9 protein-coding genes and 1 tRNA gene are annotated in these 14,355 nt (G+C 71.8%); 8 read left to right on the top strand and 2 right to left on the bottom strand.

Annotated features, from left to right (window positions below):
* Positions 1-5: 5 nt before the first annotated feature.
* Positions 6-3,791: a multifunctional oxoglutarate decarboxylase/oxoglutarate dehydrogenase thiamine pyrophosphate-binding subunit/dihydrolipoyllysine-residue succinyltransferase subunit gene (locus tag EXE57_RS05265; protein ID WP_135074656.1), complete on the bottom strand. Its 3,786-nt coding sequence runs from the start codon at positions 3,789-3,791 to the stop codon at positions 6-8.
* Between the two features lie 142 nt (positions 3,792-3,933).
* Between EXE57_RS05265 and EXE57_RS05260 the strand changes: the two genes are divergently transcribed.
* Both EXE57_RS05260 and EXE57_RS05255 read left to right on the top strand, forming a co-directional pair.
* The gene (locus EXE57_RS05260; RefSeq protein WP_135074654.1) at positions 3,934-4,548 is read left to right on the top strand and encodes a hypothetical protein; all 615 of its coding nucleotides are present in this window, start codon (positions 3,934-3,936) and stop codon (positions 4,546-4,548) included.
* On the top strand, positions 4,545-5,456 hold the full coding sequence (locus EXE57_RS05255) for an LCP family protein (RefSeq protein ID WP_135074652.1): 912 nt from the start codon (positions 4,545-4,547) through the stop codon (positions 5,454-5,456). Before EXE57_RS05260 ends, EXE57_RS05255 begins: the two co-directional genes overlap by 4 nt.
* Positions 5,457-5,678: 222 nt before the next feature.
* Here EXE57_RS05255 and EXE57_RS05250 read toward each other — a convergent pair.
* A tRNA-Arg gene (locus tag EXE57_RS05250) sits at positions 5,679-5,751 on the bottom strand.
* An 80-nt stretch (positions 5,752-5,831) separates the two neighbouring features.
* Here EXE57_RS05250 and argS point away from each other — a divergent pair.
* From argS to rho, 6 genes are all read left to right on the top strand, one after another.
* Positions 5,832-7,499: an arginine--tRNA ligase gene (gene argS, locus EXE57_RS05245; RefSeq protein WP_135074650.1), complete on the top strand. Its 1,668-nt coding sequence runs from the start codon at positions 5,832-5,834 to the stop codon at positions 7,497-7,499.
* Between the two features lie 4 nt (positions 7,500-7,503).
* Complete coding sequence (gene lysA, locus EXE57_RS05240) at positions 7,504-8,922, top strand: diaminopimelate decarboxylase (RefSeq protein ID WP_135074648.1); 1,419 nt, start codon at positions 7,504-7,506, stop codon at positions 8,920-8,922.
* Positions 8,915-10,234: a homoserine dehydrogenase gene (locus EXE57_RS05235; RefSeq protein WP_135074646.1), complete on the top strand. Its 1,320-nt coding sequence runs from the start codon at positions 8,915-8,917 to the stop codon at positions 10,232-10,234. Before lysA ends, EXE57_RS05235 begins: the two co-directional genes overlap by 8 nt.
* The gene (thrC, locus tag EXE57_RS05230; protein ID WP_135074644.1) at positions 10,231-11,295 is read left to right on the top strand and encodes a threonine synthase; all 1,065 of its coding nucleotides are present in this window, start codon (positions 10,231-10,233) and stop codon (positions 11,293-11,295) included. Before EXE57_RS05235 ends, thrC begins: the two co-directional genes overlap by 4 nt.
* Before the next feature lie 3 nt (positions 11,296-11,298).
* Positions 11,299-12,198 carry a homoserine kinase gene (thrB, locus tag EXE57_RS05225; protein WP_135074642.1) on the top strand — a complete coding sequence of 300 codons (900 nt, stop codon included), beginning with the start codon at positions 11,299-11,301 and terminating at the stop codon, positions 12,196-12,198.
* A gap of 256 nt (positions 12,199-12,454) precedes the next feature.
* Entirely contained in the window at positions 12,455-14,278 is a 1,824-nt protein-coding gene (rho, locus tag EXE57_RS05220) for a transcription termination factor Rho (protein WP_208542978.1), read from the top strand.
* Positions 14,279-14,355: the final 77 nt, after the last annotated feature.

Raw genomic sequence — 14,355 nt, 5'->3', positions numbered from 1 at the left:
CGCGCTCAGTAGTCGTCGCCGAGGCCGTCGCTCGCCGGGGCGAACGCCCGGTCGAGCAGCGTCTTCTGCTCCTCGACGTGCCGCTTCACCGTGCCGACCGACGGGGACGACGACGCACCCCGGGTGACGGGCTCGACGTGGCGGCCGATCGCCGGCCACACGTTGAGCGCGTAGTGGGGCCACGGGCCCATGTTGCGCGGCTCGTCCTGCACCCAGCGGATCGCCTTGAGGTTCGGGAAGCTCTTGACGTACTCGTCGATCTCCTCGGTCGGGCGGGGGTAGAGCTGCTCGACCCGGGCGATCGCGAACCTGTCGCCGTGCTCGCGCTTGGCCCGGTCGACCATCAGGTCCCACGTGACGCGACCCGAGCAGAGGAGCAGCGTCTCGACCTTGTCGTGGTCGGCGTCGGCGTCGGTGATCAGCGGGCGGAAGCCACCGGTGGTGAAGTCCGCGGGCTGCGAGGCCGCCTCCTTGCGCTTGAGCATCGACTTCGGCGTGAAGACCACCAGCGGGCGGTGCTCCTCGCCGAGCGAGTGCTGCCGCAGCAGGTGGAAGTAGGACGCCGGGGTCGACGGCTGCGCCACCACGAAGGCGTCCTCGGCGGCCATCGTGAGGAACCGCTCGATCCGCGCCGAGGAGTGGTCGGGACCCTGGCCCTCGTAGCCGTGGGGGAGCAGCATGACGACGCCCGACTGCTGGCCCCACTTGGTCTCGCCGGCGGTGATGAACTCGTCGATGACGATCTGGGCGCCGTTGACGAAGTCGCCGAACTGGGCCTCCCACAGCACCAGCGCGTCGGGACGCGCGACGGAGTAGCCGTACTCGAAACCGAGGGCGGCGTACTCGGAGAGCAGCGAGTCGTAGATCAGGAACTTCGCCTGGTCCTCGGTGAGCGAGCCCAGCGGGGTCCACTCGTCGGCGTTGTGGCGGTCGATGATGGTCGCGAAGCGCTGCACGAACGTGCCGCGGCGCGAGTCCTGGCCGGCGAGCCGGACCGGACGGCCGGCCATCAGCAGCGAGCCGAACGCGATGATCTCGCCGGTGCCCCAGTCGATCGGGCCGTCGGTGATCGCCGCCGCCCGGCGCTGCAGCTGCGGCATCACCTTCGGGTGGACGGTGAAGCCCTCCGGCGGCGTGACGTAGGCGTCCGCGATCCGCTTGAGGACCTCGCTGCCGACCGCGGTGCTCGTGGTGCCGGCCGACTTCTCGGGGTAGTCGGGGACGGTGGTCCACTCGCTCGGCGGCTCGCTGCTCGCCTCGCGGACCTCGGTGAAGACCCGCTCCAGCTGCTGCTGGTAGTCCTTGAGGACCTGCTCGGCCTCCTCGATCGTGATGTCGCCACGACCGATCAGCGACTCGGTGTAGAGCTTGCGGACCGAGCGCTTCTGCTCGATCAGGTCGTACATCAGCGGCTGGGTGTACGACGGGTCGTCGCCCTCGTTGTGACCGCGGCGGCGGTAGCAGACGAGGTCGATGACGACGTCCTTCTTGAACTGCTGCCGGTAGTCGAACGCGAGGCGGGCAACCCGGATGCACGCCTCGGGGTCGTCGCCGTTGACGTGGAAGATCGGCGCCTGCACCATCCGCGCCACGTCCGTGCAGTAGAGCGAGGAGCGCGAGGAGCCGGGGGAGGTGGTGAAACCGACCTGGTTGTTGACCACCACGTGCACGGTGCCGCCGGTGCGGTAGCCGCGCAGCTGCGAGAGGTTCAGGGTCTCGGCCACCACGCCCTGGCCCGCGAAGGCGGCGTCGCCGTGGACCAGCAACGGCAGCACCGGGAACTCCTCGCCCCGGTCGAGCACGTCCTGCTTGGCCCGCGCGATGCCCTCGAGCACCGGGTTGACGGCCTCGAGGTGGGAGGGGTTCGCGGCCACGGAGACCTTGATCCGGTCGCCGGAGCCGGCGAGGAACTCGCCCTCGGCACCGAGGTGGTACTTGACGTCGCCCGAGCCCTGCACGGTCCGCGGGTCGATGTTGCCCTCGAACTCCCGGAAGATCTGGGAGTACTTCTTGCCGACGATGTTGGCCAGCACGTTGAGCCGGCCGCGGTGGGCCATGCCGATCGTGACCTCGTCGAGAGACTCCTCGGCGGCGGCCTCGCAGATCTCGTCGATGAGCGGGACCGTGGTCTCGCTGCCCTCGAGGGAGAAGCGCTTCTGCCCGACGAACTTGGTCTGCAGGAAGGTCTCGAAGGCCTCGGCCTGGTTGAGCTTGAGCAGGATCCGCAGCTGCTCCTCGCGGGGCGGCTTGGTGTGGGGCTGCTCGACCCGCTGCTGGATCCACCGGCGCTGCTCGGGATCCATGATGTGCATGTACTCGATGCCGGTGGTGCGGCAGTAGGAGTCACGCAGGATCCCGAGGATGTTGCGCAGCTTCATGAAGCGGCGACCCTCGCCCCCGAACGAGCCGGTGGCGAACTCGCGGTCGAGGTCCCACAGCGTCAGGCCGTGCGACTCGACCTCGAGGTCGGGGTGGCTGCGCTGGCGGTACTCGAGCGGGTCGGTGTCGGCCATCATGTGACCGCGCACGCGGTAGGCGTGGATCAGCTCGAGGATGCGGGCCTGCTTGACGATGTCGTCGTCGTGGCTGGCGACGATGTCCTGGGCCCAGCGGATCGGCTCGTAGGGGATCCGCAGCGAGCGGAAGATCTCGTCGTAGAACTCGTCCTCGCCCAGCAGCAGCTGGTGGACCCGGCGCAGGAACTCGCCCGACTGGGCGCCCTGGATCACCCGGTGGTCGTAGGTCGACGTGAGCGTCATGACCTTGCTGATGCCGTTGCGGGTGAGGGCCTCCTCCGAGGCGCCCTGCCACTCGGCGGGGTACTCCATCGCGCCGACGCCGACGATGACCGCCTGGCCGGGCATCAGCCGCGGCACCGGGTGGTTGGTGCCCAGGCCGCCCACGTTGGTGAGGCTCATCGTGGTGCCGGAGTAGTCGTCCATCGTGAGCTTGTTGTCGCGGGCCTTGCGGATGAGCTCCTCGTACGCCGTCCAGAACCCGGCGAAGTCCATCGTCTCGCAGCCCTTGATCGAGGGCACCACGAGCTGACGGGTGCCGTCGGGCTTCTGCTGGTCGATCGCGAGCCCGAGGTTGATGTGCGCCGGCGAGACCATGGTCGGCTTGCCGTCGCGCTCGGCGTAGGAGTTGTTCATCTCCGGCATCGAGCGCAGCGCCTTGACCAGCGCGTAGCCGATGAGGTGGGTGAAGGAGACCTTGCCGCCGCGGGCGCGGGCGAGGTGGTTGTTGATGACGGTGCGGTTGTCCCAGAGGAGCTTGACCGGCAGCGTCCGGACCGACGTCGCCGTGGGCACCGTCAGCGAGATGTCCATGTTCTTGGCGGTCGCCGCCGGGATGCCGCGCAGGACGGTGTAGGTGGGCTCGTCCTTGGCGTCGCTCTTCGGCGCCGGCGCGGGGTCCTTGGCCACCGGGCTGGCGGTGCCCTTGGCCGGCTCGTCCGCGGCGCCCGCGCGTCGCGGCTTGGCGACCGGCTTCGACTCCTGCTTGGCCTCGGGCTTCGACTCCTGCTTCGGGGCAGGGGCCGCATGCTTCGGCTCGGTCGGCTTCGTCTGCTTCGGCTCGGCGGCCGGGGCGGCCTGCTTCGCCGGGGCGGCGGGGGTGGCTCCGGAGCCGTTCGAGCCGGCCGTACCGTTGTCCTTGAAGTAGCGCACCCATTCCGGCGCCACGCTCTTCGGATCCCGCTGGTACTGCTCGAACATCTCCTCGACGAGCCACTCGTTGGCCCCGAAGTCTGCGGAGGTCTCGGGGGACTTGTTGCCTGGGGACTGCGGCACGATCGCTTTCGCCTCTTCCGGATATGCGCGCGGGGATGTCGTGTGCCGTCAAGGCTAGTCCCACACGCACACAAATGCGCAGCCGCGTCCGGGCTTTGGGGCAGGCTGTCGCCCGACACACCAGACAGGAAGTGACGACACCATGAGCACCGCCCCCCGACCGCGCCTGCGCGCCCGCCTCGCGGCGGTCGCGCTGACCACCGGCGTCACCCTCGCGGGTGCCGGATGCAGCGGTGGCGACGACGCCGCGTCTCCCTCCGAGGCCGAGGCGAGCCTCTCCGAGCCCACGGGGGCGCCGACGCTCGAGGTCGAGCCAGTGACCAGCGTCGGCCGCGTCACCGGACCACTCCGCAAGCAGGACCGTCGTCGCGTCGAGAAGCGGGTCTCGGCCGTGGCGGTCCGCTGGCTGACCGCCGCGTACGTCGGCGGCGACTACCCCCGCCGCGGGTTCAGCGACGCGCTGCCCGGCTTCACGCGCGGCGCCCGGGACGCAGCCCGCCGCGACCTCGGTGTGATGAGCAACGCACGCATCGGTCCGCGTGTCGACCAGGTCACCCCGACGCGGATCGAGGTGGAGGTCGACCTGCTGGCGGTGGACGGCAACGCGGTGGCCGCGACCGCCCACGTGCTGACCCGCTTCGAGGTCGAGGGCAGGGTCTCCGGCCGCTACCGCGTCGCGGGCCGGCTGACGATGACCCGCCACGACGGGGAGTGGAAGGTCTTCGGCTACGACGTCGCACGAGGAGGCAACCGATGACCGGCCGACGACTCACGAGGACGCTCCGCGCGGGGCTGCTGGCGCTGGTGCTCGGCGTGGTGGCCCTCGCCGTGCCCGACTCCGCCGTCCGACCCGCGGAGGTCAGCCTGGTCGACGTCAGCACCGCCGAGGGGGTCGACCTCGGCGACGACGTGATCTGGATCCTGGCGGTCGGCTCGGACGCCCGGCCCGGCCAGCTGATGACCCGCAGCCGGGGCGACGCGATCCAGATGGTCGGCATCAACACCCGGACCGGCGCGGCCTCGGCCATCGGCGTACCGCGGGACTCGTGGGTGCCGATCCCCGGCTACGGCTCCAACCGGGTCAACGCAGGCCTCTACTTCGGTGGGCCGTCGCTGATGGCGCGGACCGTCGGCAACCTGGTCGGCGTGCAGCCCGACTACGTGTTCGTGACCCGCTTCCCGTTCTTCGAGAACATGGTCAACTCGATCGGCGGCATCTACGTCGACAACCCGCGGCGCTTCAGCGACCCGTACCTCAAGCCCGAGGGCTTCAAGGCGGGTCGGATCAAGCTCGACGGGTACGGCGCGATGGCGTTCTCGCGGATCCGCAAGGGCCTCGCCGGCGGCGACTTCGACCGGTCGGCCAACCAGCAGCGAACGCTGCGGGGGATCCAGTCCCGGATCCGTGGCCGCGCCGACGAGCCGGGCTTCATCGAGCGCGGCGTGCTGACGGTGATGCGCAACACCCAGACCAACCTGTCCCCGGCACGCCTCTTCGAGCTCGCGCAGGCCGTCGCGCAGGTCAAGCCGTCGAAGATCCGGTCCTGCGTCGTCGACGGGCGGATCGGCACGGTCGGCGGGGCGAGCATCGTCTTCCCCGACGTCTCCCAGGCCCGGCGCTACGGCAACGCCGCCCGCAGCGACGCCACCCTCGGCCCCTGCTGACGCGACGGTGGGCGCGGGCCCTACCGAGGGTGCGGGGGTCTCGAGGCCCGGGCCTGGTGGCCCTCCCACCTCGACCTCCGGTGGTGGCGGCGGTCGTGCGCCGGCCTCCGGTGGTGCCGGTCGTGGGCAGGCGTGCGGTGGTGGGCGTCGTCGGTGGTCGAGGTGCGAGCGGAGCGAGCCTCGAGACCCCGGGAGCGGGGCTGGGCGGTGATGCGGGGTGGGCGCCTCCGGCAGGATTCGAACCTGCGGCACCTGGTACCGGAAACCAGTGCTCTATCCCCTGAGCTACGGAGGCCTGCGTCTGCGACGCGGTGCCGAACACTACCCGGCGTCACTGGTGAGGATGAAACCGGAGGGCGCCGATAGGCTTGGCGGGTGAATCCAGCCCAGCTCTCGACCGCCGTCGTCACCGCCCTCGGGTCCCTCGTGGACCGGGGCGAGCTCACCCTCCCTGACGGGGTGCCGGCCGAGGTGACGGTGGAGCGGCCGCGCGACAAGGGGCACGGCGACTACGCGACCAACGTCGCGATGCAGCTGGCGAAGAAGGCCGGCACCAACCCGCGGGCGCTCGGCGAGCTGCTCGCGACCGAGCTGCGGCAGGGCGAGGGGATCGCCGCGGTCGAGGTCGCCGGACCGGGGTTCCTCAACATCACCGTCGAGGCCGGCGCCCAGGGCCAGGTCGCGGCCGACATCGTCGCGGCCGGAGCGGCGTACGGCACCAACGACGCCCAGGCGGGGGAGACCGTCAACGTCGAGTTCATCTCCGCCAACCCCACCGGCCCCCTCCACCTCGGTCACACCCGGTGGGCGGTCGTCGGCGACGCGATCGCCCGCGTCCTCGAGGCCGCCGGCGCGCGGGTGACACGCGAGTTCTACATCAACGACCGCGGCAACCAGATGCAGCTCTTCGGGGCCTCGGTCGAGGCGCGCGCGTTCGGCGAGCCGGTGCCCGAGGACGGGTACCGGGGCGCGTACGTCTCCGACCTCGCCGAGACCGTGCTCGCCGAGCACCCCGAGCTGGCCGACCTGCCGGCAGGTCCCGACCGCACCGTCGCGTTCCGCGAGGCCGCGTACGCCGTGCAGCTGCGCGAGCAGCAGGAGTCGCTGGCCCGGTTCCACACCGTCTTCGACGTCTGGTTCTCCGAGCGGACCCTCCACGACGGTGACGTCGTCGCCGGCCTGGAGAAGCTGCGCGGGCAGGGCCACCTCTACGACGCCGACGGTGCGCTCTGGATGCGCACCACCGACTTCGGCGACGACCGCGACCGGGTGCTGCTCCGGACCAACGGCGAGCTGACGTACTTCGCCAGCGACACCGCCTACTACGTCAACAAGCGGGAGCGCGGCTTCGACCGCTGCCTCTACCTGCTCGGCGCCGACCACCACGGCTACGTCGGGCGCCTCAAGGCGATGGTGGCGTGCGCGGGCGACGACCCGGAGCACAACATCGAGGTGCTCATCGGGCAGCTGGTGAAGATCATGCGTGGCGGCGAGGAGGTGCGCCTCTCCAAGCGTGCCGGCGAGATCATCACCCTCGACGAGCTGATGGACGAGATCGGCGTCGACGCGCTGCGCTACTCGCTGGCCCGCTACCCGTCGGACTCCCCGCTGGTGCTCGACGTCGAGGAGATCACCCGCGCCTCGAGCGACAACCCCGTCTACTACGTCCAGTACGGCCACGCCCGCACCTGCCGGATGATGGAGAACGCCTCCGACCTCGGCATGTCGCTCCCCGAGGACTACGACCCGTCGCTGCTCACCCACCCGCGCGACGGCGAGCTGCTGCGGGCGCTGGCGGAGTTCCCCCGGGTCGTGGCCTCGGCCGCGGAGCTGCGCGAGCCGCACCGGGTCGCGCGCTACCTCGAGGACATGACCGCGGTGTTCAACAAGTGGTACGACACCAAGGAGTGCCGGATGCTGCCCCAGGGCGACGAGCCGGTCCGGCCGGTCAACGAGGCCCGGCTGATGCTGGTCGTCGCCGCCCGGACGGTGCTGGCCAACGGCCTCGGGCTGCTGGGCGTCACCGCCCCGGAGCGGATGTAGCGCCGTGCCCACCTCCCACCCCTCGGGCTGGGCCCACGCCGACGGCGCGCTGCGGGGACCTCACTGGTTGCGTGAGCCGGAGGACCCCGACGCCCTCGTCCCGCACCTGTGGTCGACGACGGCTGCCAAGGTCGACGGGGTCCTCCACGTCGGTGGCAGGGCCGTCCCCGACGTGGTCGCCGAGGTCAACACCCCGGCGTACCTCCTGGACGAGGAGGACTTCCGTGGTCGTGCCCGGGCCTTCCGCGAGGCCTTCGCCGACGACGCCGGCTGGGACGTCTTCTACGCCGCCAAGGCCTTCCTCTGCACCACGCTGGCGCAGTGGGTCGTCGAGGAGGGACTGCTGCTCGACGTCTGCTCGGGCGGCGAGCTGACCGTCGCGCTGCGCGCCGGCGTCGACCCCGCCCGGATCGGCTTCCACGGCAACAACAAGTCCTACGCCGAGCTCCGCCGGGCGGTGTCGGTCGGGGTCGGCCGGATCATCGTCGACTCCTTCCACGAGATCGAGCGGCTGGAGCAGATCACCGCCGACACCGGCCGCACCGTGGCGGTGATGGTGCGGGTGACCCCCGGCGTCGAGGCCCACACCCACGAGTACATCGCCACCGCGCACGAGGACCAGAAGTTCGGCTTCTCGATCACCGGGGGCGACGCGCTCGAGGCCGTACGACGGGTGGCGACCGACCCCGGCCTGGAGCTGCGCGGCCTGCACTCCCACATCGGCAGCCAGATCTTCGACTCCTCCGGCTTCGAGGTCGCGGCCCGCCGCGTCCTCGCGCTCCACGCCCGGGTGGCCGGCGAGCTCGGGGTGACGATGCCGGAGATGGACCTCGGCGGCGGCTTCGGCATCGCCTACACCACCCAGGACGACCCCTCCGAGCCGGCGGACCTCGCCCGCGAGATCACCGCCATCGTCGACCACGAGTGCCGGGCGCTCGGGATCGCGCGGCCACGGCTCTCCATCGAGCCGGGCCGCGCCATCGTCGGGCCGTCGATGTGCACCGTCTACACCGTCGGCACCGTCAAGGAGGTCGCGCTCGACGGCGGCGCCCGGCGGCGCTACGTCTCCGTCGACGGCGGCATGAGCGACAACATCCGGACTGCCCTGTACGACGCCGACTACTCCTGCACACTGGCCTCGCGCCGTTCCGGGGCGGCGCCGGTGCTCTCACGGGTGGTCGGCAAGCACTGCGAGGCCGGTGACATCGTGGTCAAGGACGAGTTCCTGCCCGGTGACGTCGTGCCGGGGGACCTGGTGGCGGTGCCGGGGACCGGTGCGTACTGCTGGTCGATGGCGTCGAACTACAACCACCTGCTGCGGCCGCCGGTCGTGGCCGTGCGGGACGGAGAGTTGAGGGTGCTGGTCCGCCGCGAGACAGAGGACGACCTGTTGGCAACCGACATGGGAGCAGCCAGTGAGTGACGCGGAGTCGGTGAGGCCCCTGAGGGTCGCGGTGCTGGGGTGCGGCTCGGTCGGCTCGCAGGTCGTACGGCTGCTCGACGAGCAGTCCGACGACCTGGCGGCGCGGATCGGTGCGCCGCTCGAGCTCGTCGGCGTCGCCGTTCGCCGTCTCGACGCGCCGCGCGAGGTGGAGGTGCCCGCGGGGCTGCTGACGACCGACGCGCAGGGCCTGGTCGCCCGCGACGACGTCGACCTGGTGGTCGAGGTCATCGGCGGCATCGAGCCCGCCCGCGGGCTGATCCTCTCCGCGCTCGAGCACGGTGCGGCCGTGGTCACGGCCAACAAGGCCCTGCTCGCGGCCGACGGCCCGACGCTGTTCGACGCCGCCGCCCAGGCCGGCCGCGACCTGTTCTACGAGGCCTCGGTGGCCGGGGCGATCCCGATCCTGCGGCCGCTGCGGGAGTCCCTCGCCGGTGACCGGGTCACCCGGGTGCTCGGCATCGTCAACGGCACCACCAACTTCATCCTCGACCGGATGGACACCTCCGGAGCGGGGTTCGCGGAGGCGCTCGAGGAGGCCCAGGACCTCGGCTACGCCGAGGCCGACCCGACCGCCGACGTCGAGGGCTTCGACGCCGCCGCCAAGGCCGCGATCCTGGCCAGTCTCGCCTTCCACTCGAGGGTGACCGCCGACGACGTCCACCGGGAGGGGATCTCGGAGGTGACCGCGGCCGACGTGCAGTCGGCACGCGAGATGGGCTCGGTCGTCAAGCTGCTCGCGATCGCCGAGCTGCGTCGCAACGCCGACGGTGACGAGGCGGTCGCGGTGCGCGTGCACCCGGCGATGATCCCCGCCAGCCACCCGCTGGCCTCGGTGCGCGAGGCCTACAACGCGGTGTTCGTGGAGTCCCGTGCCGCCGGCCAGCTGATGTTCTACGGACCCGGCGCCGGTGGCGCCCCCACCGCCTCCGCGGTGCTCGGGGACCTGGTCACGGTCGCCCGCAACCGGCTGTCGGGACGCAGCGGCCCCGGTGAGTCGGCGTACGCCGACCGGCCGGTGCTCCCGATGGGCGAGACCGTCACCCGCTACCACGTCGCGATCGACGTCGACGACCGCGCGGGCGTGCTGGCCGCGGTGGCGACCTCCTTCGCCGACCACGGCGTCTCGATCCAGACCGTGAAGCAGGAGGGGCGTGGCGCCGACGCCCAGCTCGTCGTGGTCTCCCACACCGCCACCGACGCCCAGCTCGCCGCGACCGTGGAGCAGCTCCGCACCATGGACGCGGTGCGCGAGGTGACCTCGGTGATGCGCGTCGAGGGGGACACCGAATGAACCACCAGTGGCACGGCGTCGTGGAGGAGTACCGCGACCTGCTCGACATCCCCGCCGGGGTCGAGGCCGTCACCCTCCGGGAGGGCGGGACGCCACTGGTGCACTCGGGCTGGCTGTCCCGGCTGACGGGCGCGGACGTGCACCTCAAGGTGGAGGGCGACAACCCCACCGGGTCCTTCAAGGACCGCGGCATGACCGCGGCGATCTCGGTGGCGCGCCACGAGGGTGCCGAGGCGGTCGTGTGCGCGTCGACGGGCAACACGTCGGCGTCGATGGCGGCGTACGCCGCGAAGGCAGGGCTGAAGCCCCTCGTGCTGGTCCCCGAGGGCAAGATCGCCGCGGGCAAGATGGCCCAGGCGATCGTCCACGGCGCCCGGATCATCATGGTCCGCGGCAACTTCGACCACTGCCTGCAGATGGCGCGCGGCCTCTCCGAGGACTACCCCGTGGCCCTGGTCAACTCCGTCAACCCGGTGCGGCTCGAGGGGCAGAAGACCGCGGCCTTCGAGATCGTCGACTTCCTCGGCGACGCCCCCGACGTGCACGTGCTGCCGGTCGGCAACGCCGGCAACATCTCGGCGTACTGGCTCGGCTACCGGCAGTACGCCGACCTCGGCCGCGCCACCCGTCGCCCCGTGATGCGTGGCTTCCAGGCCGAGGGCGCGGCGCCGCTCGTGACCGGTGAGCCGTTCCCGGACCCGGAGACGAAGGCCACCGCGATCCGGATCGGCAACCCGGCCTCGTGGCAGCTCGCCGTGGCGGCGCGCGACGAGTCCGGCGGGCGGTTCGCGGCGGTGAGCGACGACCAGATCCTGGCAGCGCAGCGCGACCTCGCGAGCCGCGACGGCGTCTTCGTCGAGCCGGCCTCGGCAGCCGGTGTCGCCGGGCTGCTGCAGGAGCTCGAGCAGGGTGAGTCGTACGCCGGCCTCACCGTCGTCGTGACCGTCACCGGACACGGGCTCAAGGACACCGCGACCGCGCTCGAGGGGCTCGGCGGGGTCGTCGACACCGTCGTGGACCCAAATGTCGACGAGGCGGCCCGCGCCGCCGGACTGGGCTAGGGCGTGACCACCTTCGTCCAGGGACCGGTGCAGGTCTCGGTGCCGGCGACCTCGGCCAACCTCGGCCCCGGCTACGACGCGCTCGGGCTGGCGCTCGACCTCCGCGACACGCTGACCGGCGAGGTCACCGGCGGCGGGCTGACGGTCGAGGTCACGGGGGAGGGGAGCGACGAGGTCCCCCGCGACGAGACGCACCTCGTGGTGCGCGCGATGAACCTGGCCTTCGACGAGATGGGCCAGCGGCCCCCGGGGCTGCGGCTGCGCTGCGACAACGCGGTCCCGCACGCCCGCGGCCTGGGCTCGTCGTCCGCGGCGATCGTGGGCGGCATCGCCCTCGCCCGCGCGCTGGTCGCCGGCGGCACGCTGCTGCTCGACGACGACGCGGCCTTCCGGCTCGCCGCGCGGCTCGAGGGTCATCCCGACAACGTCGCTCCCGCCTGGTACGGCGGCTTCGTCGTCAGCGGCCACGAGGGCGAGGACTTCTGGGCGGTGCCGGCCTCGGTCGACCCGCGGGTCTCGGCCGTGGTGTTCGTGCCTCCCACCCCGGTGTCGACCGAGGCTGCGCGGCAGCTCCTCCCGGACACCGTCCCGCACGCGGACGCCGCCGCCAACGCCGGCCGGGCCGCGCTGCTCGTGACCGCCCTCGCCGGACGTCCCGAGCACCTCCACCTGGCCACCCGCGACTGGCTGCACCAGACCTACCGGCGCCCCGCGATGCCGGAGAGCCTCGACCTCGTGGACGCGCTGCGGGCGGGTGGCGTCGCGGCCGTCGTCTCCGGGGCCGGGCCCACGGTGCTGGCGTTCTGCGCCGGGTGCGACGCCGCCGAGCTGCGGCGTGGCGCGCCGCACGGCTGGCGGTCGCTGTCCCTGGAGGTCAGCCGGGACGGGGTGCGGGTGGCGTGACGCGCCGATGAGCCGGATGTCACATCGCGGACTCGTGGTGCTACCCTGACGATGCGCCGTTGATCTCGGCGTACACCATCGCGCCGGCTGCTTCCCGGCCGGTCGCCCCGGTGTAACTCTTCCTCGTCCGGCACGGTCCGCCCGTGCCCGCCTCGACCGTGCGCCCCCGGGCAGCACCTCGAGCAGACGGGGAAGCCGTGACCGAAAGCCCGACCCGACGTTCCGGGTCGGCACTGATACGTGGGAAGGACCTCACGTGACCGAGACCATCGACTCCACCACGCCTGCCGCCGAGTCGGCTCCCAAGAAGCGCAGCGGTGGACTCAACTCGATGCTGATCGCCGACCTCAAGGCGATGGCCGGCGGCCTGGGCATCTCCGGCGCCGGCTCCATGAAGAAGGCCGACCTCGTGGCCGCCATCAAGTCCGCCCAGTCCGGCGGCGGCGCCCCCGCCCGCGAGAAGTCCGCACCGGCCACGCGTCCGGAGCAGGGCCAGGACCAGGACCGTCGCGACGGCCGGCGCCAGCGCGAGCAGCAGCAGGACCGCGGCGAGAAGCAGGACCGCGGCGAGAAGCACGACCGCAGCGAGAAGCACGACCGCAGCGAGAAGCAGGACCGCAGCGAGAAGCAGGACCGGGACCAGGGGCGCGAGAAGAGCCGCGACCAGGACCGCGGCGACCAGCGGCAGGACCGCGACCAGGGGCGCGAGAAGAACCGCGACCAGGACCGCGGCGACCAGCAGCAGGACCGTGACCAGCAGGACCGCGACAAGGGCCAGCACCAGGGCAGCCAGTCCGGTCGCTCCGACGACCGGCGCAACGACCCGAACGCCAGCCGCAGCAGCCGGCGTCGCCGCGGCCGCGACCGCAGCCGCACCGGCGGCGGTGGCGGCAGCACCGGCAGCCAGCGCAGCGAGCCCGACACCACGGTCCTCGAGGACGACGTGCTGCTCCCCGCGGCGGGCATCCTCGACGTGCTCGACAACTACGCCTTCGTCCGGACCAGCGGCTACCTCCCTGGCGCCGACGACGTCTACCTGTCGCTCTCGATGGTCCGGAAGTTCGGGCTGCGCCGCGGCGACGCCATCGTGGGCCAGGTGCGCCAACCCCGCGAGGGCGACCGCAAGGAGAAGTTCAACCCGATGGTGCGGGTCGACAGCGTCAACGGCGCCGACCCCGAGGCCGCGCGCAACCGGGTCGAGTTCTCCAAGCTGACGCCGCTCTACCCCAGTGAGCGGCTGCGGCTCGAGACCGAGCCCACCAACCTGATCGGCCGGGTCATCGACATCGCCGCGCCGATCGGCAAGGGCCAGCGCGGCCTCATCGTCTCGCCCGCCAAGGCCGGCAAGACGATGATCATGCAGTCGATCGCGAACTCGATCACCACCAACAACCCCGAGTGCCACCTGATGGTCGTCCTCGTCGACGAGCGTCCCGAGGAGGTCACCGACTTCGAGCGGTCGGTGAAGGGCGAGGTCATCTCCTCGACCTTCGACCGCCCGGCCAGCGACCACACGACGGTCGCCGAGCTCGCCATCGAGCGCGCCAAGCGCCTCGTCGAGCTCGGCCACGACGTGGTCGTGCTGCTCGACGGCATCACCCGGCTCGGCCGCGCCTACAACCTCGCCGCCCCGGCGAGCGGCCGGATCCTCTCCGGTGGTGTCGACTCGGCCGCGCTCTACCCGCCCAAGCGCTTCTTCGGCGCCGCCCGCAACATCGAGAACGGCGGCTCGCTGACGATCCTCGCCACCGCCCTCATCGAGAGCGGCTCCAAGATGGACGAGGTGATCTTCGAGGAGTTCAAGGGCACCGGCAACATGGAGATCCGGCTGCGCCGCGACTTCGCCGACAAGCGCCTCTACCCCGCGATCGACGCCGTTCAGTCGGGCACCCGCCGCGAGGAGCTGCTGATGTCGCGCGAGGAGCTGGCGATCGTGTGGAAGCTCCGCCGCGTGCTCTCGGGCCTCGACGGCCAGCAGGCCTTGGAGCTGCTGCTCGAGCGGCTCAAGAAGTCGCAGAGCAACATCGAGTTCCTGATGCAGGTCCAGAAGACGACGCCGAGCGTGGGCAAGGACGACTGACACCCTCGACACCGCGTGACCCAAGTGGCCGCGCGCCCGGCAGCAGCCCGCTAGGGTTGACGTCGACCCCCCAGGAG

It is taken from the genome of Nocardioides euryhalodurans, assembly GCF_004564375.1.
GTDB classification, from domain to species: Bacteria; Actinomycetota; Actinomycetes; order Propionibacteriales; family Nocardioidaceae; genus Nocardioides; species Nocardioides euryhalodurans.
The sequence above is the reverse complement of the archived record's forward strand: the minus strand, read 5'-3'. Positions and strand labels throughout refer to the sequence as shown.

What these genes read in the sequence shown, in the direction of transcription:
- EXE57_RS05255 (WP_135074652.1), top strand. Translation starts at nt 4,545, where the DNA reads ATGACCGGCCGACGACTCACGAGGACGCTCCGCGCGGGGCTGCTGGCG.
- thrC (WP_135074644.1), top strand. Translation starts at nt 10,231, where the DNA reads ATGAACCACCAGTGGCACGGCGTCGTGGAGGAGTACCGCGACCTGCTC.
- EXE57_RS05260 (WP_135074654.1), top strand. Translation starts at nt 3,934, where the DNA reads ATGAGCACCGCCCCCCGACCGCGCCTGCGCGCCCGCCTCGCGGCGGTC.